We start from the raw sequence: 22,458 nt of genomic DNA, 5'->3' as shown, positions 1-22,458 counted from the left end.
AGCAAAGCAATTATCTGCCCAGTAACTTTTCTTCGGGCAAAGCTACCGCACTGACCGCTCTCTTCGGTTCTTGAAATGAAAATTCTTCGGGGCTTCGCTGGCGGTATAACTCAGCTGCTGAACTTGATCGCTCCCGATGATCTTAACTGCTCGCAGCGCACTACTCCGTTCGGCAATAGATATCCGTCAAAGTGTGATCGAAGTCAAGCTCGCGGAGACGTTTTTTTGTTGCTTGGCGAGGCCTGACGAAGCAGGTCACATAACCTGCTGAATGGTAAAGGAAATTTATTTTGACGGTTTCCGTGAGAATCAATCCTTGGGTGGATTGCGATTCTCTTGCCTGTATTTCAATTGCTGATAATAGTTGAGCGCGTTACTAAGAGAATGCCCATAGAAATAAGCGCTCTTTTTTAAATGCTAGCCGGAATAAGTAATTGAGAAATGAGAGTTGCTTTCATTACGAGCGATAAGCCGCCACAGAAGCCGGAGTGCGGGGCGAGGAGGGGTGGCAGCTTGTGCCTGGTGCGCTTCGACAGAACGAGGGTAGAAACGAAAAAGGCCACTCGATGAGTGGCCTTTTGAATTGGTTGCGGGAGCCGGATTTGAACCGACGACCTTCGGGTTATGAGCCCGACGAGCTACCAGACTGCTCCATCCCGCGCCGTGAATTCTACGCGCTGAGCCTCGGCTGTCAAGCCGATTTCTTAAGAAATTAGCTTTTTAATCAGCGGGTTAGCTTTGCAGTGGGCTACAGGGAAAACAAAAAAGGCCACTCGATGAGTGGCCTTTTGAATTGGTTGCGGGAGCCGGATTTGAACCGACGACCTTCGGGTTATGAGCCCGACGAGCTACCAGACTGCTCCATCCCGCGGCGCGAATTCTACAGGTTCTGTCGCGATTGTCACGCCCTTATTAGAAAATTTTTCTGAACGGCAGTGGCAGGCTGAAAATCTTCGTCGGGTGATCGCGGTGGAGCACGCGTGGTCGGGGGTGGCGCCGGGCGATCCGCATCATTCCCCAGAGCAGCGCCAGCGCGACCAGGAACCAGCCGAAGAGCATCAACGTAAGAGTGAAGGCGGGCGTCATCATGTAGCGCATCCTGTGCTGCGGGTCTCGTCCTGTGGCTATGCAGTGGACCTTGTGTGCCCGAAGCGGTTCCAGAACGGCCGGAACGCCTGTGAGTGACGTACGGCCTAAACTGCAGGGGAATAAAGGAGGAGACAGCCATGCGTGTTCATCTTCTGCTCGCGCTCGGGTTTGTGTGGTGGGCAAGCGCTACAACCGCGCAATCGGACGGTGAGTTGCCGGAGCGTGGAACTGCTTACGACGGCGCGCGAGAAACCGATACCGCCGTGAAAGGAAGGTCGGAAGCGGGCAAGCCCGCGGATCAGGCACCGAAACGCCTGACGATCCCGCTCGAGCGGAATGCCGGCGAACCCGGTCATGGAGGGAACGAGACCGATATGGTCCACCATCGACGTGAGCTGCGAGACAAGTCCGACGATTGATCGTGTGCGTCAGGGCGTCATGAGCAGGGTGTCGGCCGGCATTCATCGTTGCGGCCGATCTCCGTACAATGCCGTCCTTTTTTCACGAGACGTCACGGACCATGCAGATCGCTCTTGCACCGATGGAAGGACTGGTCGACGAAATCCTGCGCGATGTCCTGACCCGAGTGGGTGGCGTCGACTGGTGCGTGACCGAGTTCATTCGCGTCTCGGACCGCCTTTTGCCGCAGAGCAGCTTTCGCAAGCTTGCACCGGAGCTGGCCGAGGGCGCGGTGACCCGTGCCGGTACGCCGGTACGGGTGCAGCTGCTGGGCTCCGATCCGGCCTGCCTGGCAGACAATGCCGCCTATGCCTGCACGCTGGGAGCGCCGGCCATTGACCTGAACTTCGGCTGCCCGGCGCGAACGGTCAACAAATCGCGCGGCGGCGCCGTGCTGCTCAGGGAGCCGGAGCTGCTGCACGCCATTGTCTGCGAGGTGCGCCGCAGCGTTCCGGCACATATTCCGGTGACCGCGAAGATGCGTCTGGGCTTCGACAGCCCGGATGGTGCCCTCGATTGCGCGCGTGCACTGACCGCTGGCGGCGCGCAGCAGTTGGTGGTGCATGCACGCACCAAGCTGGATGGCTACAAGCCGCCGGCGCATTGGGAATGGGTGGCCAAAGTGCGCGACGTGGTGGAGGTGCCGGTGTACGCCAACGGCGACATCTGGTCGGTGGATGACTGGCGCCGTTGCCGCAAGGTCAGTGGTGTCGAGGATGTGATGCTGGGGCGCGGGCTGGTTTCGCGTCCCGATCTGGCCCGTCAGATCGTGGCGGCGAGGCAGGGGCAGGCGCTGGCTGAGATGAGCTGGGACGACTTCAACCCCATGCTGGCCGATTTCTGGCGCCAGGCCCGCGGCAAGATTGCACCGCGCTACGCGCCCGGCCGACTCAAGCAATGGCTGGCACTGCTGACGCGCAATTATCCGCAGGCGTCGGAATTGTTTGCCGAGCTTCGTCGGGAGAATGACTGCGAGCGGATCGATGCCTTACTCGGCGTGGATACCCAGGCCATCCGCCAACGAGCGTTGGCGTAGCAGGCTCAGCGTCCGCCGCTGACATCCAGCAACGCGCCGCTGGTATAGCTGGCGCCGTCACTGGCGAGCCAGAGAATGGCCTCGGCGACCTCACGCGCGTCGCCACCGCGTCCGAGCGGAACGCTTGTCTTGACCCGCTCGATCCGGTCCGGCTCGCCGCCACTGGCGTGGATGTCGGTATAGATCACGCCGGGACGCACCGCGTTGACGCGAATGCCTTCGCCGCCCACTTCCTTGGCCAGTCCCAGCGTCATGCTGTCGATGGCGCCCTTGGCTGCCGCATAGTCGATGTACTCGCCGGGGGCGCCGAGGCGTGCGGCTGCCGAGGAAAGATTGATAATCGCGCCGCCGTGCCCGCCGTGGCGTGTCGACATCCGCTTGATTGCCTCGCGAGCGCAGAGAAAGCTGCCGATCACATTGGCGCCAAGCACGCGGCTCCAGCGTGCCGCGTCCATTTGCTCCAGGCGCATCTGTCGCTCCAGCATGCCGGCGTTGTTGACCAGCACGTCGAGGCGGCCGAATTCCCGATCAAGCGCGGTGAACAGGTCGAGCACTTCATCTTCACGGGAGACATCGGCCTGTACCGCGATGGCCTGCACGCCGAGGCGCTGGGCCTCGTGTAGCACCTGGCGCGCGGCATCTTCCCGATGATGGTAGTTCAGGCACAGGGCGTAGCCCCGTTCTGCCGCCAGTTGTGCGGCGGCGGCGCCGATGCCACGGCTGGCGCCGGTGATCAGCATGACCTTGGACATGGTGGGCTTCTTTATTAGTTGTTTGCCTTGCGCTCGGCGGTACCCGCCACGCTATCGAGCAGCGCCATGAACGCTCTTGCGGCATTGGATAGCGTTCGCTCGGTGTGCCGGATATAGCCTAGCTGGCGCGTCAACTGGATGCCCGGCAAATCCAGGCGAACCACCTGTTCGTCGAGCATGCTGCGAGGCAGAACGCTCCAGGCGATGCCGATGGAAACCATCATCTTGATCGTCTCCATATAGTTGGTACTCATGGTGATGTTGGGCGTCAGTCCTTCGCGTTCGAACAGGCGGTGCGCGATGTGATGAGTGAAGGTGTTGCCGCCGGGAAATACCGCGGGATGGCTGGCGATATCCGCCAGCGTGATCGTGGGCCTGCGCGCCAGCGGATGTTCGGGCGCGACGACGAAATCGAGCGGGTCGTCCCAGACCTTCACTGCCTTCACCGGCTCGGCCGTCTGCGGCGCCAGAGTGATGACCGCCAGTTCGGCACGGCCATGCAGCACCTCGTCATAGGCGATTTCCGAATCGAGAAAGCGAATGTCCAGGTTCACCTGCGGGTGGGCCCGGGTGAACGCGCGCAGCAGTGGCGGTAAGCGATGCAGGCCGATGTGATGGCTGGTGGCGAGTGACAGCCGCCCGCCGATGTCACCGTTGAGATTGGTCAGGGCGCGGCGGGTGTCCTCCAGAACGTTGAGAATCTGGTAGGCACGTGGCTGCAGCGCGCGGCCGGCCTCGGTCAGGCTGATTTCGCGACCCAGCCGATCGAACAGGCGCACATCAAGTTGACCTTCCAGTGCGGCGATCCGCTTGCTGACGGCTGGTTGTGTCAGGTGCAGACGCTCGGCTGCCAGAGAGAAGCTGCCGGTTTCGGCGACCGCAATAAAGGCGTTGAGATTGGCAAGATCCATGGGATCTCCAAGTCGTTGATTGGCGCTACGAGCCGGATAAATGCGTGTTAACCGGCGGCCCATGTGATTCCCGTAAGGAATGCTTCGAATAAAAAATATGAATTTGAGTAATTCAATTCAAGCCCCTAGGATCGCCCCATAAGCGCAAGGGCTATTCGCCCCGCATAGAAAACAGATGAGGAAAACTTCGATGGCCGGCAAAACGCTCTACGACAAGCTTTGGGAGATGCACGAGGTGAAGCGGCGTGACGATGGTTCGTCGCTGATCTACATCGACCGCCACATCCTGCATGAAGTGACTTCGCCCCAGGCCTTCGAAGGGCTGCGCCTCGCCGGCCGCAAGCCGTGGCGCATCGACGCCAACATCGCGACGCCGGACCACAACGTGCCGACGACAAAGGGTGAGCGCCAGGGCGGCCTGGAAGCCATCGCGGACGAAGTCTCGCGCATTCAGGTGCAGACGCTGGACGAGAACTGCGACGACTTCGGCATTCTCGAATTCAAGATGAACGACGTGCGCCAGGGCATCGTCCACGTCATCGGCCCGGAGCAGGGCGCCACTCTGCCGGGCATGACCGTGGTCTGCGGCGATTCGCATACCTCCACCCATGGCGCCTTCGGTGCTCTGGCGCACGGTATCGGCACTTCGGAAGTCGAGCACGTGCTGGCCACTCAGTGTCTGGTCGCCAAGAAGATGAAAAACATGCAAGTGCGCGTCGAAGGCAAACTGCCGTTCGGCGTCAGTGCCAAGGACATCGTGCTCGCGGTGATCGGCAAGATCGGTACTGCCGGTGGCAATGGCCATGCGCTGGAGTTTGCCGGCAGCGCCATTCGCGACCTGTCGATGGAGGGCCGCATGACACTCTGCAACATGGCCATCGAGGCCGGTGCCCGTGTGGGTATGGTCGCTTGCGATGAGAAAACCGTCGCCTATGTAGAAGGTCGGCCTTATGCACCGAAGGGTGCGGATTGGGAAAAAGCGGTCGAAGTCTGGAAAGACCTGGTGTCCGATGAGGACGCAGTATTCGACACCCTCGTCGAGTTGAAGGCAGAGGATATCAAGCCGCAGGTCAGCTGGGGCACGTCGCCGGAAATGGTACTGGCGGTCGACCAGCGCGTGCCGGACCCGGCCGCCGAAGCCGATCCGGTGAAGCGCGATTCCATCGTTCGCGCTCTCAAGTACATGGGCCTGAACGCCAACCAGCCGATTACCGAGATCAAGCTGGATCGTGTGTTCATCGGTTCGTGCACCAACTCGCGCATCGAGGATCTGCGTGCCGCCGCTGAAGTGGCCAAGGGCCGCAAGGTCGCCGCCAACGTCAAGCAGGCGCTGGTAGTACCGGGTTCCGGCCTGGTCAAGCAGCAGGCCGAAGCCGAGGGGCTGGACAAGATCTTCATCGAAGCCGGCTTCGAATGGCGTGAGCCCGGCTGCTCCATGTGTCTGGCGATGAACCCGGACAAGCTGGGGAGCGGCGAGCATTGCGCCTCGACTTCCAACCGCAACTTCGAAGGGCGTCAGGGTGCCGGCGGTCGTACTCATCTGGTGAGCCCGGCCATGGCTGCCGCCGCCGCGGTGACCGGTCGTTTCATCGATGTTCGCGAACTGATCCAGGCCTGAGGAGCAACAGCATGAAAGCCTTTACCCAACACACCGGCCTGGTCTGCCCGCTGGATCGCGCCAACGTCGATACCGACCAGATCATTCCCAAGCAATTCCTCAAGTCGATCAAGCGCACCGGCTTCGGTCCCAACCTGTTCGACGAGTGGCGCTATCTGGATGTTGGTCAGCCGAATCAGGACTGCTCCAACCGCCCGCTGAACAAGGAGTTCGTGCTGAACTTCCCGCGCTACCAGGGTGCCAGCGTGCTGCTGGCCCGTGAGAACTTCGGCTGCGGCTCGTCCCGCGAGCATGCTCCGTGGGCGCTGGATGAGTACGGTTTCCGCGCCATCATCGCGCCGAGCTTCGCCGATATCTTCTTCAACAACAGCTTCAAGAACGGCCTGCTACCGATCGTGCTGAAAGAAGAGGAGGTCGATGCGCTGTTCCAGCAGGCCGAGGCCACCGAGGGCTATCAACTTACCGTCGATCTGCAGGCCCAGACCGTGACGCGCCCGGATGGTGTGCAGTACCGCTTCGAGATCGACGCTTTCCGCAAGCACTGCCTGCTCAACGGGCTGGACGACATCGGCCTGACCCTGCAGGACGCAGACGCGATCAAGGCGTTCGAGAGCAAGCGCCGGCAGGTCCAGCCCTGGCTGTTCGGCGCGATCAAGTAAACGAGCGTGCAGGTAGGGTGGAAAACCGCGCAGCGTTTTTCCACCAGAGGATTCCGGTGGATAAGGCCGATGGCCGTTATCCACCCTACGAAAAATAGAGGAATGCAATGAGCAAGCAGATTCTGGTTCTTCCGGGTGACGGTATCGGTCCGGAAATCATGGCGGAGGCCGTCAAGGTACTGCAGCTGGCCAACGACAAGTTCCAGCTCGGTTTCGAGCTGAGCTATGACGAACTGGGCGGCGCTGCAATCGACAAATATGGCGTGCCACTGGCCGACGAAACCCTGGAGCGCGCCCGCAAGGCGGACGCCATTCTGCTGGGTGCGGTGGGCGGTCCGAAGTGGGATACGATCGATCCTGCCATCCGGCCCGAGCGCGGCCTGCTGAAGATCCGTTCGCAGCTGGGCCTGTTCGGCAACCTGCGCCCGGCGCTGTTGTATCCGCAACTGGCCGACGCCTCGACTCTGAAACCGGAGGTTGTTGCGGGGTTGGACATCCTCATCGTGCGTGAGCTGACTGGCGGCATCTATTTCGGCCAGCCGCGCGAGAGCAAGGTGCTCGAGAGTGGCGAGCGCATGGCCTATGACACCCTGCCATACAGCGAAAGCGAGATCCGCCGCATCGCCAAGGTTGGTTTCGATATGGCGATGTTGCGCAACAAGAAGCTCTGCTCGGTAGACAAGGCCAACGTATTGGCTTCCAGCCAGCTGTGGCGCGCCGTGGTCGAGGAAGTGGCCAAGGATTACCCAGAGGTCGAGCTGTCGCACATGTACGTCGACAACGCCGCCATGCAACTGGTGCGCGCGCCCAAGCAGTTCGACGTGATCGTTACCGACAACATGTTCGGCGACATTCTGTCCGACGAGGCATCCATGCTCACCGGCTCCATCGGCATGCTGCCATCCGCTTCGCTGGACGCGAGCAACAAGGGCATGTACGAACCCTGCCATGGCTCGGCACCGGATATCGCCGGCAAAGACATCGCCAACCCGTTGGCAACCATTCTCTCGGTTTCGATGATGCTGCGTTACAGCTTCAATCAGCTGGTTGCGGCGGACACTATCGAGCGCGCGGTCAGCGATGTGCTCGACCAGGGGCTGCGTACCGGCGATATCTGGTCCGAGGGCTGCACGAAGGTAGGTACCCAGGCAATGGGTGATGCGGTAGTCGCGGCGCTCGCGAAGTTGTAAGCTCTTTGCCCGCCTTTCTATATGTGCGGGCCACTTTTTCTATAGGTGTAGTTGCGATGAAACGTGTAGGTCTGATCGGTTGGCGCGGGATGGTCGGTTCCGTGCTCATGCAGCGGATGCTGGAAGAGCGGGATTTCGATCTGATCGAACCGGTGTTCTTCACCACCTCGAACGTTGGCGGCCAGGGGCCTGCCATCGGCAAGGAAACCGCTCCGTTGAAGGACGCCTACAGTATCGATGAGCTGAAGGCGCTGGACGTGATCCTGACCTGCCAAGGCGGCGACTACACCAACGAGGTTTTCCCGAAGCTGCGCGAAGCAGGTTGGCAAGGTTACTGGATCGATGCCGCCTCGGCACTGCGTATGCAAGATGACGCCGTTATCGTGCTCGATCCGGTGAATCGCCGCGTGATCGACCAGCAACTGGATGCCGGCACCAAGAACTACATTGGCGGTAACTGCACCGTCAGTCTGATGCTGATGGGCCTTGGTGGTTTGTTCGAAGCGGGCCTCGTGGAATGGATGAGCGCCATGACTTATCAGGCCGCATCCGGTGCTGGCGCTCAGAACATGCGCGAACTGATCAAGCAGATGGGAACCATCAACGCCGCCGTTGCCGATGAGCTTGCCAATCCGGCGAGCGCCATTCTGGATATCGACCGCAAGGTTGCCGAGAGTCAGCGCGGTGAAGCGTTCCCCGTCGATAACTTTGGCGTGCCGCTGGCCGGCAGCCTGATCCCCTATATCGACAAGGAACTGCCCAACGGGCAGAGCCGTGAGGAATGGAAAGCGCAGGCCGAGACCAACAAGATCCTTGGTCGCTTCAAGAACCCGATCCCGGTTGACGGTATCTGCGTGCGCATTGGCGCCATGCGCTGCCACAGTCAGGCACTGACCATCAAGCTGAACAAGGATGTGCCGATTTCGGACATCGAGGGGCTGATCAGTCAGCACAATCCGTGGGTCAAGCTGGTGCCGAACCATCGGGAGGCCAGCATGCAGGAGCTGAGTCCGGCGGCCGTTACTGGCACGCTGAGCGTGCCGGTCGGACGCTTGCGTAAGCTCAACATGGGTTCACATTTCCTCGGAGCCTTCACCGTTGGAGATCAATTGCTCTGGGGGGCTGCGGAGCCGCTGCGCCGGATGCTTCGTATACTTCTGGAGCGTTGAGTCGCTCTTAAAAAACCGCGGTTAGCCGCGGTTTTTTTTCGCCTGCATCCTGCAGACTGTGCGCCGGCACAGCGTCAAATATCAGGTGGGTGTCCCTTGTTGGACAGTGGACGGTGAGCGTTGGGTCTGGCGGGCGTTAGTGAGCCCGGGCTTCGGTGTGAAGAAGCCCGACAGCGCGCAGGGACTGGGTCAGTCAAATTGTGGATTGAGTCTGATAACGTGCCAAAAGCGTCGGAGTGGAATGCTGCGCCGTCCGCCAAGTTGTTGATAAAACACCATCTGTAAAAGATACTTACTGGTAATTCGAAGAACTTTTCTAAGTTGTGCTAGTACGGCCTATCGCTGATCGGGGGCGCTGCAAAGCGCGGGCAGTGACATAAGACCCTTTCTCAAGCTTCGAGAAAAAGATAAACAAAGGATAGACAATGGTTCGGGTTCGAAATCTGGTACTGGCAATTGCAGCTGCTACTGCGCTGACTACCGAGGTGGCCCATGCGCTGGGGCTTGGTGAGGTGCGGCTGCAATCGTCGCTGAATCAACCACTGGTTGCGGAAATCGAACTGCTTGACGCAAAAATGCTCTCTCCGGGCGAGGTGGTCCCCTCGCTCGCCTCTGTTGAAGAATTCAACCGCGCCGGAATTGATCGTCAGTACTTTCTGACCGATCTGAAATTCACTCCGGTGCTACGGCCGGACGGCAAAAGCGTCATCCGAGTCTCATCGACCAAGCCGGTGCGTGAGCCTTACCTCAATTTCCTGGTTGAGGTTCTATGGCCCAGCGGTCGCTTGTTGCGTGAGTACACATTGTTGCTGGACCCCCCGCTTTATTCTCCGGAAACCGTAGCTGCGGTTGCCCCGCAGTTGCCAATCGCTTCGGTGGCGCCCGCTCGCACGCCGAGTGTTTCGGCTGCGCCGAGTCAGGTGAAGTCGCCATCATCCGCGTCGACGACGGGGCAGGCGGCTGAGCGCGTGTCGACCGGCTCCGAGTACAAGACCTCTTCGCACGATACGCTCTGGGAAATTGCCGAGCGCAACGCGGGTTCTGGCACGGTCCATCAGGCCATGCTTGCCATCCAGGATTTGAATCCGAACGCTTTTATCGATGGCAACATCAACCGCATGAAGAGCGGTCAAGTCCTGCGTCTGCCCAGCGCCGAGCAGATCAACAGTCGCACTCAGGCCGAGGCCATTGCGCAAGTCGCCGAGCAGAATACGATCTGGCGGCAGGCGCGCACGGCGCCTCGCGATGTAGCAAAGCAGATTGATGCGACTCGCCGGACCGCTGCAGGCGAAGCGCCTGCCCAAAGTGATAATCGGGATAACCTGCGGCTTGTGGCTCCGGATGCTGGAAAATCCACCGCCGGCAGTGATACCGGCTCCAGCGGCGACAGCAAGGCGCTACGTGATCGCCTTGCCACCACTCAAGAGAGTCTCGACTCCAGTCGGCGCGAAAATGTCGATCTGAAAGAGCGCTTGGATGAGCTGCAGGGTCAGTTGGAGAAACTCCAGCGTTTGATGCAGCTTAAGGATGATCAGCTGGCCAAGCTGCAGGCTCAGCTAGCAGTCGATGGTGAGACGAGCAATGTCGAGCGTCCATCGGAAGATGCTGCACAGGCAATTCAAGCTGATTCCGCGTCTGCTTCTAAACCGCAGAGCGATGAAACGGATAACGCCAGCGAGAACAAAACCGAGCTGACTCCTGATCAGGAAACAACGGCAAGCGCTGCGGCGCCTGCTTCGCAAAAGGCCCAGCCGTCCAAGCCGGCAGCGGCACCGAAGCCGGCTCCTGCAGCTCCCGTGGTTCCGGCGTCTGAAGAGCCGAGCTTGCTTGACGAATATCTGGCCAATCCGATGCTGCTCGGTGTGCTGGGTGGAAGCGCGCTGCTACTGTTGTTGGTTGGGTTGATGGCGCTATCTCGCCGTAACGCAATGAAGGAAGCTGAGCTTCAAGAGCAACTCATCGCGGAAAGTGAGAACGAAAGCTTCAATTTGCAGCCCGGGTCGCTACAGGATCTGCATTCAGACTCGGGCGCATCGCTCCCGAGCACAGCCGCTACCTTTGTCGAAACCGAACCGGTTGCTCCGACGCATGCCTCTACCGGTGATGCTCTGGCAGAAGCTGACATCTATATCGCCTATGGCCGTTTCAACCAGGCCGCCGAGTTGCTGCGCAATGCCCTAAACGACGAACCGCAGCGCAGTGATCTACGCCTGAAGCTGATGGAAGTTTATGCAGAGCTGGGTGATCGCGACGGTTTTGCTCGCCAAGAGTCGGAGTTGCGCGAAATTGGTGGTGCCGGTAGCGATATCGAACGACTCAAGCTCAAGTATCCGGCCATCGCCACCATAGCAGCCGTTGCAGCGGTAGCAACGCATGCCGATCTTGATAATTTCGATCTGGACGATTTGCAGTTCGAGGAGCAGGTATCTGCGAAGGCTGCCGGGCAGGATCCAGACGACGCCTTCGACCTGAGTTTGGACGATCTGGATATCGATCTGGACAGCGATCAGGTCAGCCTAACCCCGGCTACGCCAGTCAGCGAAACCGCGCAGCCCGAAACCCTGGACTTCGACGATCTATCGTTTGATGAGCCGGCGCCCAGCGCGACAGAGAATGCAGGTGTGGACGATCATTTTGCCGACTTGGCAGAAGAGTCCCCGTTAGCAGCTTCCCTTTCTGAGGATCTGGATGATTTCTCCTTCGATCTCGGAGCTGAGGAACAACGCATTTCTGGGGATGAGGGGCAGCCGTCGGTAGAAAGCTTCAGTTTCGATCTGAATGAATCCTTGGAAGACGTTGCGACCAACCGCGATGCCAAGGCAGATGAGGAGCTGCTGTCGGCTGACTTCGATCTGTCCCTTGATCATGAGCCAGTGAGTGAGTCGCAAATTGAGAGCGCGGTTGACCAGTTCGATGGTGTGGATTTTGATCTTCCAGTTGATAGTCTGGATGTCGCTAAAACAGCGTCTTCCGACGCTTTGAATGCGGAGCCTGAAAGCGCGGCGGAGGAGGATGATTTCAACTTCTTCTCGGATACCGATGAGGCCACAACCAAGCTCGATCTTGCCCGTGCTTATATCGATATGGGGGATGCCGAAGGCGCTCGCGATATTCTCGACGAGGTACTCTCGGAGGGCAGCGAGCAACAGCAGCAAGAGGCGCGAGAGATGCTCGCCAAGCTGGCCTGATGCTTCACGACGTACCCAAAGCGGCAGCCGAATCGGCTGCCGTTGGCGTTTCCAGAATCGCGCTAGGTGTCGAGTACAAAGGGTCGCGTTACCGTGGCTTCCAGCGCCAGCGTGCGGGTGTACCTTCAGTTCAGGAGGCGCTGGAGCGCGCGTTGAGCAGAGTTGCCGGCGGACACCCCGTTGCCTTGAGCTGTGCAGGACGCACGGACGCCCTGGTGCATGCGAGCGGACAGGTGGTGCACTTCGATACTTCAGTTGAGCGCAGCATGCACGCCTGGGTCATGGGGGCGAACATGAATCTGCCGGGTGATATCAGCGTGACGTGGGCCAAGGCGATGCCGGCTCATTTCGATGCGCGCTTCAGCGCTATGGCGCGCCGATATCGGTATGTCATCTACAACGACCAAATTCGCCCTGCTCACATGGCTGAAGAGGTTACCTGGAACCATCGACCACTCGACATCGAAATGATGCGCGAAGCGGCCAAGGCGCTTGTCGGTACCCATGATTTCAGCGCCTTTCGGGCGCGACAGTGCCAAGCCAAGTCGCCCGTGAAGACGGTGCATCATCTGCAGTTGCTACAGCATGGCAAGTTCATCGTGATCGACGTGCGTGCCAATGCATTTCTGCATCACATGGTGCGCAATTTCGCCGGTGTTCTGATGACCATCGGAGCGGGCGAGCGCCCGGTTGAGTGGGCTCAGCAGGTATTACAGACGCGTATACGTCGAACCGGTGGGGTCACGGCTCATCCATATGGATTGTACCTGGTACGGGTTGAATACCCGGAAGAGTTCAAGCTGCCTCAACGGTATCTTGGTCCGCACTTTCTTTCCGGTCTTGCCGATCATCAGGACTCCTGCTTGAACAATGGCTAGCGTTACGGCGCTAAGCTCGAATGATCGTCTATGTTCACGCGCTGCTGGCTTCTGCGAGCCGTCCGTTCGGCTTGCAGGCAGCACGGCTTTTGCTACCATCCCTTGTCTTTCGCAAAGGTAGTAAGACTTGTCGGTCGTTCGAAGCAAAATTTGTGGGATTACCCGGGTTGAGGACGCTTTGCTCGCCGCGGAGGCTGGGGCGGACGCCATCGGTCTGGTGTTTTATGCCAAGAGTCCGCGTGCGGTCGACATCAGGCGGGCACGGGAAATCGTCGAGGCATTACCTCCCTTCGTGACCGTGGTCGGCCTTTTCGTGGATGCCAGTCGCTGTGAGGTCGAAGACACACTGGATGCGGTTGCGCTCGATGTGCTGCAGTTCCATGGCGATGAGGAGCCTGCTGACTGCGCAAGATTTCATCGTCCCTGGTTCAAGGCGCTACGAGTTGCACCGGGATTCGACATTGGCGCCGCGGCAGCTAGATATGCTACGGCTGGAGCTACCGCATTGTTGCTCGATACCTATATAGCGGGTGTGCCAGGGGGGACGGGAGCGCGTTTTGACTGGTCGCTTATTCCTGACGATTTGCCCAAGCCTTTGATACTGGCAGGCGGTCTGACCTGCGATAACGTGGCCGACGCGATTGCCCAGGTGCACCCTTATGCTGTTGATGTGAGCGGTGGCGTTGAATTGAGTAAAGGCATCAAGAGCGCCGAAAAAGTTCGCGCGTTCATTCAACGAGTTCGCTCTGTCATGTGACGCTTGGCGGCTCTTTGCCGTCCAGTACGAATCGCTGGTTCGACTGGCGCCAGGCGGTTAGTTTGCCCGGAAAAGCGGGACGCCCCCCCCCTCTAATTTAGCGAGTGCGGAGTGCCGAGCCGCGACAATACATTTGATCGGGGCGCGAGATTAATGCGACCCGAATGGAAGCTTTGGAGAACAAGAGCATGAGCAACTGGCTGGTAGACAAGCTGATCCCTTCGATCATGCGTTCCGAGACACAAAAGAGCTCGGTGCCCGAAGGGCTGTGGCACAAGTGTCCCTCCTGCGAGGCTGTGCTGTATCGCCCCGAACTGGAAAAGACGCTGGATGTGTGTCCTAAATGCCAGCATCACATGCGCATTGATGCTCGCACCCGACTGGACATCTTTCTCGATACCGAGGGTCGCGAAGAAATCGCTAGCGACCTGGAACCAGTGGATCGACTCAAGTTTCGTGACAGCAAGAAGTACAAGGATCGCCTGTCTGCCGCGCAGAAGCAGACTGGCGAAAAGGATGCTCTGATCGCGATGCAGGGCACGTTGTTCAAGGTGCCGGTTGTTGCCTGTGCCTTTGAGTTCTCCTTCATGGGTGGTTCGATGGGCGCTATCGTTGGCGAGCGCTTCGTGCGTGCCGCCAACGTGGCGCTGGAACTGCGTTGCCCGCTGATATGCTTCTCTGCGTCCGGCGGCGCGCGCATGCAGGAGGCCTTGATTTCGCTGATGCAGATGGCAAAAACGTCTGCTGTGCTGGCGCGTATGCGCGAAGAGGGGCTGCCTTTCATCTCGGTGCTAACCGATCCAGTATACGGCGGCGTTTCGGCCAGTTTGGCAATGCTGGGCGACGTCATCGTGGCCGAGCCAAAAGCGTTGATTGGCTTCGCCGGACCGCGAGTTATCGAGCAGACCGTTCGTGAGAAACTTCCTGAGGGTTTCCAGCGCAGCGAGTTTCTGCTGGATCACGGTGCCATCGATCTAATTATCCCGCGTGCCGAGCTGCGGCCCCGTCTTTCCCGCCTGCTTGCGCAGTTGCAGCGACTGCCAGCGACCGTTGCGCCTGCGCAGGTTGCGGCCTCTGCATGAGTGCTCGCGGCCTCGCCGATTGGCTGAGTTATCTTGAGCAGCTGCATCCCTCGACCATCGACATGGGGCTCGAGCGGGTTCGCGAGGTCGCGCAGCGGCTGGGCCTTGGGCGTCCCGCACGAAAGGTGATCACGGTCACCGGGACCAATGGCAAAGGCTCCAGTTGCGCCTTCATCGCCTCGTTGCTGCAGGCCCAGGGCCTCAGTGTCGGTGTCTACGCATCGCCGCATCTGCTGCGCTACAACGAACGGGTGCGCATCGGTGGCCTGGAAGCCGATGATGACGCGCTCTGCGAGGCTTTCGAGGCCGTCGAACAGGCGCGTGAGAACACCTCGCTTACCTATTTCGAGATGGGTACCTTGGCGGCTCTATGGCTTTTCCAGCGAGCCGGACTTGACGCCGTAGTGCTAGAGGTCGGCCTTGGCGGGCGACTGGACGCCGTCAATCTGATCGATGCTGATGTGGCGGTGATCACCAACATCGGTCTCGATCACGCTGAGTGGCTGGGCGATGATCGGGAGAGCGTCGGTTTCGAGAAGGCGGGGATTTTTCGCCCCAATGTTCCTGCCGTATGCGGTGATCTGGAGCCCCCCATGTCGGTGCTGGGGCAGGCTGAGAGGCTGGCGGTGCCTTTGCGGTTACGTGGCCGGGACTACGATCTGGCAAGCGGAATTGCCGGCTGGCACTGGCGCGGCGTCGACGCGGCCGGCAAGCCGCTTGAGCTGCACGATCTCCCGCTGTTGTCGCTGCCGATGGAAAATGCTGCGCTTGCGCTGCAGGTCTACGCTTTGTTGGATTTGCCGTGGCAACCTGAGACTCTGGCAAAGGCGTTACAGCAAACCCGCATCAGCGGCCGCTTCGACCGCCGGGCGATTCGCTGGAGCGGTCGTACGCTCAATCTATTGTTGGATGTCGCGCACAACCCTCATGCGGCCAGCTACCTGGCGAATTATCTCGAACAACAGACATTGACTGGCCAGCGCCTGGCCGTGTTCGGCTTGCTGGCGGACAAGGACCTCTCCGGCATCCTGAATGTCCTGCTGCCGCACGTGAGCGAGTGGGCGGTCGCGCCGCTTGCCAGCCCGCGTTCGCGCCCCGCGGCGGAGTTGCACGCGGCCTTGGCTGAGCGCAAGGCTGCGGTGAGCGCCCATACATCGCTTGTGCAGGCGCTGGAGTCGCAGTGCGAAAAAGCCGGCGAGCAAGACGAGATTCTGTTATTTGGATCGTTCTATTGTGTAGCGGAAGCGCTGCAATGGCTCGCCACGCGTACGGAGGAAGCGGGAGATGGCACTGCTGGATAAGGGATTGAAACAGCGCATGGTCGGCGCGTTGGTGCTGATCGCCTTGGCGGTGATCTTCGTGCCGATGCTGTTCACTCGCGAAGATGATCTGCGCCATGTCGTTGTCGATGCCCCGGCTATGCCCAATACACCGCCGGTGGCTCAGATCGAAATCGAGCCGGTGGAAGTCCCGGAGCCTAAATCGATTCCCGAGGGTTTCGAGATCGTCGAAAACGATGCCAGTGCCAAGTCGGCGGCTGTCCCTTCAGAGCCGACCGAGTCTCCAGCGGTGGCCGAGCCGGAGCAGGTGAAAGCGCCTGCGCAGACGACGCCTGTGCCGCAGCCTCGTGTGGATGCCGACAACCTGCCGGTGAGCTGGTCTATCCAGTTGGCCAGCTTGTCCAACCGCGCAAGCGCAGAGAAGCTGCAGAAGACCCTGCGTGAGCAGGGCTATAACGCCTACATTCGCGCCGCAGACGGAATGAATCGGGTGTTTGTCGGGCCACTCATCGAGCGCGACGAGGCCAACCGTTTGCGCGATCAGTTGCAGCGCCAACAGAAGCTGAATGGTTTCGTAGTGCGCTTCAAGCCGGAACCGCGCTGAGGGCCCGCTCCGGCAAGCGAGAGGCTCGTCGGAGCGAGCGTTCCGCTCGGCGCGATAGTGCAGGGTGTTTGTGCTTACTCCGTCGCCGGCCCTCTGCTAAAATGCGCCGCCTTTCCTCTATGCAGAAGACGTCGTGGTTTTTACCTGGGTCGATTGGATCATCGTCGCCGTCGTTGCTGTCTCCAGTCTGATTAGTCTGAAGCGAGGCTTCGTCAAGGAAGCCTTGTCCCTGCTGACCTGGATCATCGCCGGGGTGATCGCCTGGATGTTCGGCGGTGCGTTGTCGCATCATCTGGCCGAGTTCATCAGTACGCCCTCGGCACGAATCATCGCTGCTTGCGCCATCCTGTTCGTTGCCACCCTCTTGGTGGGGGCGCTGGTTAATTTCCTGATCGGTGAACTGATTCGGGTGACGGGGCTTTCTGGTACTGACCGTTTGCTGGGGATGGTATTCGGTGCGGCGCGCGGTGGACTGTTGGTAGTGGTGCTGGCCGGTTTGCTCAGCCTTGCGCCGGTTCAGGAGGACCTCTGGTGGAAGGAGTCCGTTCTGCTGCCGCATTTCCTGCTGGTTGCCGACTGGTCGAAGAACCTGATTCTTGAGTTCAGCAGCCAGTGGCTGGCCAGTTCGCTCGATCCGTCCGGTTCTGCAAAATTTATTGAAGACGCTTCTGGCAGCTTCCTGCCTGCGCGTCAGCCTGAAACAAACTGAGGGGTTCCTTGCATGTGTGGCATTGTCGGCATTGTCGGTAAGTCGAACGTCAATCAGGCGCTGTACGACGCGCTTACCGTACTGCAGCATCGCGGGCAGGATGCCGCCGGTATCGTCACCAGTCACGACGATCGCCTGTTTCTGCGCAAGGACAACGGTCTGGTGCGTGACGTGTTCCAGCAACGTCACATGCAACGTCTGATCGGCAATATGGGCATCGGCCATGTTCGCTACCCCACCGCCGGCAGTTCCAGTTCGGCCGAAGCGCAGCCGTTCTATGTCAACTCGCCTTATGGCATCACGCTCGCACACAACGGCAATCTGACCAACGTCGAGCAGCTCACCAAAGAAATCTACGAGTCGGATCTGCGCCATGTGAACACCAGCTCGGACTCGGAAGTGCTGCTCAACGTGTTCGCTCATGAGCTGGCGGTACGCGGCAAGCTGCAGCCAACCGAGGAAGACGTGTTCGCTGCAGTCAGCAAGGTCCACGAGCGTTGCCGCGGAGGTTATGCGGTGGTGGCGATGGTGACCGGCTACGGTATCGTTGGCTTCCGTGATCCGAATGCAATCCGTCCGATCGTCTTCGGCCAGCGTCATACCGACGAAGGCGTCGAGTACATGATCGCCTCGGAAAGCGTCTCGCTCGACGTACTCGGCTTCACCGTGATCCGCGATCTGGCGCCGGGTGAGGCGGTGTATATCACCACCGACGGCCGGTTGTTCACTCGTCAGTGCGCGGACGCTCCGAAACTCTCGCCGTGCATTTTCGAGTACGTTTATCTGGCGCGCTCCGATTCCCTGATGGATGGCGTATCGGTATACAAGGCGCGCCTGCGGATGGGCGAGAAACTGGCGGACAAGATTCTGCGCGAGCGTCCCGAGCATGATATCGACGTGGTTATCCCGATTCCGGATACCAGCCGCACCGCTGCGCTTGAGCTGGCGAACCGGCTGGGGGTGAAATTCCGCGAGGGCTTCGTCAAGAACCGCTATATCGGCCGGACCTTCATCATGCCCGGCCAGGCGGCGCGCAAAAAGTCGGTGCGCCAGAAGCTCAACGCCATCGACCTCGAGTTCCGCGGCAAGAACGTGTTGCTGGTCGACGATTCCATCGTGCGCGGAACCACCTGCAAGCAGATCATTCAGATGGCGCGCGAGGCCGGCGCGAAGAACGTGTACTTCTGTTCGGCAGCACCCGCGGTGCGCTACCCGAACGTTTACGGCATCGACATGCCCAGCGCCCATGAGCTGATCGCCCACAACCGCAGCACCGAAGAAGTGGCCGAGCTGATTGGCGCCGACTGGCTGATCTATCAGGACCTCGAAGATCTGATCGACGCTGTCGGTGGCGGCAAGGTGAAGATCGAACACTTCGATTGCGCGGTGTTCGATGGCAAGTACATCACTGGCGATATCGATGACGCCTATCTGCACAGGATCGAGCAGGCGCGCAATGACCTCAGCAAGTCCAAGGCCAATGCCGTCAGCGCCATCATCGATCTGTACAACGACTAAGCTGGGCGCCGCAGCGGCGGCTGCGGTGCTGGAGGTAGCAAGAATGACCACTGAGTGGGAAGCCGGGCGGCTGGACAGCGATCTCGATGGTGTCGGGATCGACACCCTGGCCGTGCGTGCCGGACAGCATCGCACCCCGGAGGCAGAGCACGGCGAGCCGCTGTTCTTCACCTCCAGCTATGTGTTCCGCAGCGCTGCGGCCGCGGCTGCGTGCTTTGCCGGTGAAGTGCCGGGCAACGTCTATTCGCGCTACACCAACCCGACAGTGCGCACCTTCGAGGAGCGAATCGCCGCGTTGGAAGGTGCCGAGCAGGCAGTCGCGACGGCGTCTGGGATGGCCGCGATTCTGGCGACCGTGATGAGCCTATGCTCGGCCGGCGATCATATCTTGGTGTCGCGCAGCGTGTTCGGCGCCACCGTTTCGCTGTTCGAGAAGTACTTCAAACGCTTCGGTGTACAGGTCGACTACGTGCCGCTGACCGATTTTTCGGCGTGGCAATCAGCTTTCAAGCCCAACACCAAGCTGGTGTTCGTCGAATCGCCGTCCAACCCGCTGGCGGAGTTGGTGGATATCGCTGCGCTGGCACAACTCTGCCAAGCCAACGGCGTCCTGCTTGCGGTCGACAACTGTTTCTGCACGCCGGTGCTGCAGCAGCCACTGGCGCTCGGCGCCGATATCGTCATTCATTCGGCGACCAAGTACATCGATGGACAGGGGCGCTGTCTGGGTGGCGTGGTTGCGGGAGGCAGAGAACAGATGAAGGAGATCGTCGGTTTCCTGCGCACCGCTGGGCCGACGCTCAGTCCGTTCAACGCCTGGGTATTCCTCAAGGGACTGGAAACCTTGCGCCTGCGCATGCAGGCCCACTGTGCCAGCGCACAGCAACTGGCCGAATGGCTGGAGCGCCAACCTGCGGTGGACCGGGTCTATTACGCAGGCTTGCCCAGCCATCCGCAGCATGAACTGGCGAAGCGTCAGCAGAAGGGTTTTGGTGCCGTGTTGAGCTTCGAGGTCAAGGGAGGCAAGGAGGGGGCCTGGCGCTTTATCGATGCCACCCGACTGATTTCCATCACCGCCAACCTGGGCGACAGTAAAAGCACCATCACCCATCCGGCCTCGACTACGCACGGCCGGCTGTCTGCCGAAGATCGCGCCAGCGCTGGCATCAGCGACAGTTTGATTCGCGTGGCGGTCGGGCTGGAAGATGTCGCCGATCTGCAGGCCGATCTGGCACGCGGCCTCGCGGCGCTCTGATTCGTCGGAGCGGCCAGCTACCTCTGGCAGTCGCGCGAATGAGCCTCTGCGGCTTATTCGCGCGTAGGCCCGATTCTCAGCACGATGCCGTCCAGCCGCTGTTCCTTCGAGAGTTGCTCGCGCAGGCGCGTGGCCTCGTCGCGACTCGCCAGCGGCCCGACGTAGACCCGGCTGGTGTTGCTGCCCGGTCGAACATAAGCCTCATAGCCAAGCCCGACCAGGCGTTCACGCAGCGCGTCGGCATTAGCCGGATTGCGCAGACTGGCCAGCTGAATCGCCCAGCTGCCTGTAGCGCTGGAGGGGACGCCCGATTTGGTGCTGCGCGGCGGCGGAGGTGGTGCCAGCGAACCTTGGCGTGGCTCGTTGGCGCGCAGATCGATGGCTGGCGCCGGTTCGCCCTGGCCATCGAACAGACGCTCGGGATTGGCTGGAAGAATGGTGGGGCTGGCCGAGTCAGTCTCGATCACGCGGATATCGCTGTACTTCTTGCCTGACAGCGCGGCCAGGCCTGCGCGATCGCGCACCACCGTCGGGCGTAGGAATACCATCAGGTTGCGTTTGACATGGCTTTCCTGCGTCGAGCGGAACAGCGCACCGAGCAACGGAATATCGCCCAGCAGCGGAACCTTGGAGTCGGTGCGGGTTACGTCGTCCTGAATCAGGCCGCCGAGCACGATCACCTGGCCATCCTCGGCAAGGATAGTGCTCTTGATCGAACGCTTATTGGTGACCAGGTCCACGGCCTGTGCGGTGAGGCTCGCAGTGGGCGCGATGGACGAGATTTCCTGCTCAATCTGCAGGCGCAGCGTTGCGCCCTCATTGATGTGCGGAGTTACTTTCAGCGTAACGCCGATATCCTGCCGCTCGATCGTAGTGAACGGATTGTTCGCGCCCGAGGAGTCGGTGGTATAGGCACCGGTCTGGAACGGCACATTCTGGCCCACGAGGATTTCCGCCTCCTGGTTGTCCAGTGTCAGCAGGCTCGGCGTCGACAACAGGTTGCTCTTGCTGTTGGACGACAGTGCCGTGATCAGCGCACCGAAGCTGCGTGTGCCGATGCCGATGATTGCGCCATCGGGCAGGTTGCTCGGTATCTCGTCCTCGTTGATGGCGTTCAGCACGCTGCCGATCGACAGCCCGGTGTTGCCGAAATTAACGCCGCCGACGCCCCCGGTGCCGCCGCGCGCATCGACAGCCCACTGCACGCCTAGGGCGTCGCTGATATCGCCGGAAACCTCGACGATTGCTGCCTCGACCATGACCTGTGCGCGCGGCACGTCCAGCTGGCGGACGATGCTCTCCAGCGTGCCGATCAGCTCTGGCTCGGCCAGCAGCACCAGCGCGTTGAGGCTCTCGTCGGCGCGAATCAGGATGTTCTGGCTGCGGGTGGTGGTTGTTTCGCCTTCGCCAGAATCCTTCAGGCCTTCGGAGATATCGCCGAGGGTTTCGGCTAGCGACTTGGCATCGTTGTGTCGCAGACGGATCACCCGCGTATTGGCCGAGCGGGTAGCGGGGGTGTCCAGGGTCTGTGCCAGGCTGGCCAGCTTGCTGCGAGCCTGCGGTGGGCCGATGAAAATCAGCTGGTTGGTGCGCGAGTCGGCGATTATCTGCAGCCCGGCTGTGTTTTTTGCGTCGCCACGAATCAGTGAGTTGCGCAGGACTTCGGCGATATCGGTGGCCCAGCCGTGGCGCAGATTGAGCACGCTGTAGTCGTCGCTCTCGGTGCGGTCCAGCTGCCTTACCAGATCCTCGATACGCGCGATGTTGGCGCTACGGTCGCTGATGATCAGCGCGTTGGCAGACGTGACCGCGGCCAGATGGCCATACTGCGGGACTAGCGGGCGAATCAGCGGAATCAACTCGGTCGCCGCGGTGTGCTGAACCTGGATGACGCGTGTTTCAAGTTGATCGCCGCCGGCCGGACCACCACCGGCCTCGGCCTTCGCCTCGGCGTTAGGCACGATGCGCGCGACGTCGCCCTGTGCCAGCACGCTGAAACCGTGAGTCGCCATCACCGAAAGAAATAGCTGGTAGACCTCATCCATCGTCAGCGTGGCGTTGGATACGACGCTGACTTGACCCTTGACCCGTGGGTCGACGATGAACGTCTGGCCGCTGAGCTGGCTGACCTGATCGATGAATGCGCGGATGTCGGCATCCTTCAGGTTGATAGTCCAACCGTCTTCTTGGCTGGAACTTGGCTCAATACCGGTATCGCCAACTGCCGCCAGTGCAGCCGGCGGCATGATCAGAACGCTGGAAAGGGTCAGGGCAAGCAGCGGACGCATGAGAAACGGCGGCATC

Annotated in this window: 19 protein-coding genes and 2 tRNA genes; 15 read left to right on the top strand and 6 right to left on the bottom strand. The window is 60.4% G+C overall.

Annotated elements, in window-relative coordinates; all coding sequences use genetic code 11:
- Positions 1-584 precede the first annotated feature (584 nt).
- The 3 genes from AC0ZJQ_RS10665 to AC0ZJQ_RS10655 all read right to left on the bottom strand — a co-directional run bounded on the left by AC0ZJQ_RS10665 (position 585) and on the right by AC0ZJQ_RS10655 (position 1,089).
- A tRNA-Met gene (locus AC0ZJQ_RS10665) sits at positions 585-661 on the bottom strand.
- Positions 662-794: 133 nt separating this feature from the next.
- A tRNA-Met gene (locus AC0ZJQ_RS10660) sits at positions 795-871 on the bottom strand.
- A 41-nt stretch (positions 872-912) separates the two neighbouring features.
- A complete protein-coding gene (locus AC0ZJQ_RS10655; protein ID WP_178091721.1) occupies positions 913-1,089 on the bottom strand; it encodes a hypothetical protein in 177 nt (58 codons plus the stop codon).
- A 137-nt stretch (positions 1,090-1,226) separates the two neighbouring features.
- On the opposite strand from AC0ZJQ_RS10655, the gene AC0ZJQ_RS10650 reads away from it, so the two are divergent.
- Together AC0ZJQ_RS10650 and AC0ZJQ_RS10645 are read left to right on the top strand one after the other, a co-directional pair.
- The gene (locus tag AC0ZJQ_RS10650) at positions 1,227-1,508 is read left to right on the top strand and encodes a hypothetical protein (RefSeq protein WP_008568873.1); all 282 of its coding nucleotides are present in this window, start codon (positions 1,227-1,229) and stop codon (positions 1,506-1,508) included.
- Positions 1,509-1,609: 101 nt separating this feature from the next.
- Entirely contained in the window at positions 1,610-2,584 is a 975-nt protein-coding gene (locus AC0ZJQ_RS10645; RefSeq protein WP_476476621.1) for a tRNA dihydrouridine synthase, read from the top strand.
- A gap of 5 nt (positions 2,585-2,589) precedes the next feature.
- Here the strand turns inward: AC0ZJQ_RS10645 and AC0ZJQ_RS10640 are convergent, their stop codons facing one another.
- Positions 2,590-3,336: an SDR family oxidoreductase gene (locus AC0ZJQ_RS10640; RefSeq protein WP_008568871.1), complete on the bottom strand. Its 747-nt coding sequence runs from the start codon at positions 3,334-3,336 to the stop codon at positions 2,590-2,592.
- 14 nt (positions 3,337-3,350) lie between these two features.
- Complete coding sequence (locus AC0ZJQ_RS10635) at positions 3,351-4,247, bottom strand: LysR family transcriptional regulator (protein ID WP_008568870.1); 897 nt, start codon at positions 4,245-4,247, stop codon at positions 3,351-3,353.
- A 190-nt stretch (positions 4,248-4,437) separates the two neighbouring features.
- Here AC0ZJQ_RS10635 and leuC point away from each other — a divergent pair, with 190 nt between their 5' ends.
- The 13 genes from leuC (at position 4,438) to AC0ZJQ_RS10570 (ending at position 20,154) form a co-directional block, all read left to right on the top strand.
- A complete protein-coding gene (leuC, locus tag AC0ZJQ_RS10630) occupies positions 4,438-5,865 on the top strand; it encodes a 3-isopropylmalate dehydratase large subunit (RefSeq protein WP_008568869.1) in 1,428 nt (475 codons plus the stop codon).
- A gap of 11 nt (positions 5,866-5,876) precedes the next feature.
- The gene (leuD, locus tag AC0ZJQ_RS10625; RefSeq protein ID WP_476476620.1) at positions 5,877-6,524 is read left to right on the top strand and encodes a 3-isopropylmalate dehydratase small subunit; all 648 of its coding nucleotides are present in this window, start codon (positions 5,877-5,879) and stop codon (positions 6,522-6,524) included.
- Positions 6,525-6,631: 107 nt separating this feature from the next.
- Positions 6,632-7,714, top strand: coding sequence for a 3-isopropylmalate dehydrogenase (gene leuB / locus AC0ZJQ_RS10620; protein ID WP_476476619.1), 1,083 nt, complete (start codon positions 6,632-6,634; stop codon positions 7,712-7,714).
- A gap of 56 nt (positions 7,715-7,770) precedes the next feature.
- Positions 7,771-8,883, top strand: a complete 1,113-nt coding sequence (gene asd / locus AC0ZJQ_RS10615; protein WP_165594580.1) for an aspartate-semialdehyde dehydrogenase — start codon at positions 7,771-7,773, stop codon at positions 8,881-8,883.
- A gap of 425 nt (positions 8,884-9,308) precedes the next feature.
- Entirely contained in the window at positions 9,309-12,071 is a 2,763-nt protein-coding gene (locus AC0ZJQ_RS10610; RefSeq protein WP_476476618.1) for a motility hub landmark protein FimV, read from the top strand.
- On the top strand, positions 12,071-12,949 hold the full coding sequence (gene truA / locus AC0ZJQ_RS10605; protein WP_167135520.1) for a tRNA pseudouridine(38-40) synthase TruA: 879 nt from the start codon (positions 12,071-12,073) through the stop codon (positions 12,947-12,949). The genes AC0ZJQ_RS10610 and truA overlap by 1 nt, the downstream gene beginning before the upstream one ends.
- A 127-nt stretch (positions 12,950-13,076) precedes the next feature.
- A complete protein-coding gene (locus AC0ZJQ_RS10600) occupies positions 13,077-13,706 on the top strand; it encodes a phosphoribosylanthranilate isomerase (protein ID WP_476476617.1) in 630 nt (209 codons plus the stop codon).
- Positions 13,707-13,894: 188 nt separating this feature from the next.
- Positions 13,895-14,788, top strand: a complete 894-nt coding sequence (gene accD, locus AC0ZJQ_RS10595; RefSeq protein WP_008568861.1) for an acetyl-CoA carboxylase, carboxyltransferase subunit beta — start codon at positions 13,895-13,897, stop codon at positions 14,786-14,788.
- Positions 14,785-16,089, top strand: coding sequence for a bifunctional tetrahydrofolate synthase/dihydrofolate synthase (folC, locus tag AC0ZJQ_RS10590; RefSeq protein ID WP_237263506.1), 1,305 nt, complete (start codon positions 14,785-14,787; stop codon positions 16,087-16,089). Before accD ends, folC begins: the two co-directional genes overlap by 4 nt.
- Positions 16,073-16,672: an SPOR domain-containing protein gene (locus AC0ZJQ_RS10585; protein ID WP_237263507.1), complete on the top strand. Its 600-nt coding sequence runs from the start codon at positions 16,073-16,075 to the stop codon at positions 16,670-16,672. Before folC ends, AC0ZJQ_RS10585 begins: the two co-directional genes overlap by 17 nt.
- A 133-nt stretch (positions 16,673-16,805) precedes the next feature.
- On the top strand, positions 16,806-17,381 hold the full coding sequence (locus AC0ZJQ_RS10580; RefSeq protein ID WP_156714291.1) for a CvpA family protein: 576 nt from the start codon (positions 16,806-16,808) through the stop codon (positions 17,379-17,381).
- A gap of 12 nt (positions 17,382-17,393) precedes the next feature.
- Entirely contained in the window at positions 17,394-18,899 is a 1,506-nt protein-coding gene (gene purF, locus AC0ZJQ_RS10575; protein WP_102828566.1) for an amidophosphoribosyltransferase, read from the top strand.
- Between the two features lie 43 nt (positions 18,900-18,942).
- A complete protein-coding gene (locus AC0ZJQ_RS10570; protein ID WP_476476616.1) occupies positions 18,943-20,154 on the top strand; it encodes an O-succinylhomoserine sulfhydrylase in 1,212 nt (403 codons plus the stop codon).
- A 53-nt stretch (positions 20,155-20,207) separates the two neighbouring features.
- Here the strand turns inward: AC0ZJQ_RS10570 and gspD are convergent, their stop codons facing one another.
- Positions 20,208-22,457: a type II secretion system secretin GspD gene (gspD, locus tag AC0ZJQ_RS10565; RefSeq protein ID WP_476476615.1), complete on the bottom strand. Its 2,250-nt coding sequence runs from the start codon at positions 22,455-22,457 to the stop codon at positions 20,208-20,210.
- Between the last annotated feature and the right edge of the window lies 1 nt (position 22,458).

This window comes from Stutzerimonas sp. 21-1 (genome assembly GCF_056336065.1).
The sequence above is the reverse complement of the archived record's forward strand: the minus strand, read 5'-3'. Positions and strand labels throughout refer to the sequence as shown.

Bases quoted from the DNA above. Each gene is read 5' to 3' on its own strand.
- AC0ZJQ_RS10570 (WP_476476616.1), top strand. From the start codon at position 18,943: ATGACCACTGAGTGGGAAGCCGGGCGGCTGGACAGCGATCTCGATGGT.
- asd (WP_165594580.1), top strand. From the start codon at position 7,771: ATGAAACGTGTAGGTCTGATCGGTTGGCGCGGGATGGTCGGTTCCGTG.
- accD (WP_008568861.1), top strand. From the start codon at position 13,895: ATGAGCAACTGGCTGGTAGACAAGCTGATCCCTTCGATCATGCGTTCC.
- AC0ZJQ_RS10650 (WP_008568873.1), top strand. From the start codon at position 1,227: ATGCGTGTTCATCTTCTGCTCGCGCTCGGGTTTGTGTGGTGGGCAAGC.
- leuB (WP_476476619.1), top strand. From the start codon at position 6,632: ATGAGCAAGCAGATTCTGGTTCTTCCGGGTGACGGTATCGGTCCGGAA.
- folC (WP_237263506.1), top strand. From the start codon at position 14,785: ATGAGTGCTCGCGGCCTCGCCGATTGGCTGAGTTATCTTGAGCAGCTG.
- leuC (WP_008568869.1), top strand. From the start codon at position 4,438: ATGGCCGGCAAAACGCTCTACGACAAGCTTTGGGAGATGCACGAGGTG.
- truA (WP_167135520.1), top strand. From the start codon at position 12,071: ATGCTTCACGACGTACCCAAAGCGGCAGCCGAATCGGCTGCCGTTGGC.
- AC0ZJQ_RS10585 (WP_237263507.1), top strand. From the start codon at position 16,073: ATGGCACTGCTGGATAAGGGATTGAAACAGCGCATGGTCGGCGCGTTG.
- AC0ZJQ_RS10655 (WP_178091721.1), bottom strand. From the start codon at position 1,089: ATGATGACGCCCGCCTTCACTCTTACGTTGATGCTCTTCGGCTGGTTC.
- gspD (WP_476476615.1), bottom strand. From the start codon at position 22,457: ATGCCGCCGTTTCTCATGCGTCCGCTGCTTGCCCTGACCCTTTCCAGC.
- AC0ZJQ_RS10640 (WP_008568871.1), bottom strand. From the start codon at position 3,336: ATGTCCAAGGTCATGCTGATCACCGGCGCCAGCCGTGGCATCGGCGCC.
- leuD (WP_476476620.1), top strand. From the start codon at position 5,877: ATGAAAGCCTTTACCCAACACACCGGCCTGGTCTGCCCGCTGGATCGC.
- AC0ZJQ_RS10610 (WP_476476618.1), top strand. From the start codon at position 9,309: ATGGTTCGGGTTCGAAATCTGGTACTGGCAATTGCAGCTGCTACTGCG.
- AC0ZJQ_RS10645 (WP_476476621.1), top strand. From the start codon at position 1,610: ATGCAGATCGCTCTTGCACCGATGGAAGGACTGGTCGACGAAATCCTG.
- purF (WP_102828566.1), top strand. From the start codon at position 17,394: ATGTGTGGCATTGTCGGCATTGTCGGTAAGTCGAACGTCAATCAGGCG.
- AC0ZJQ_RS10635 (WP_008568870.1), bottom strand. From the start codon at position 4,247: ATGGATCTTGCCAATCTCAACGCCTTTATTGCGGTCGCCGAAACCGGC.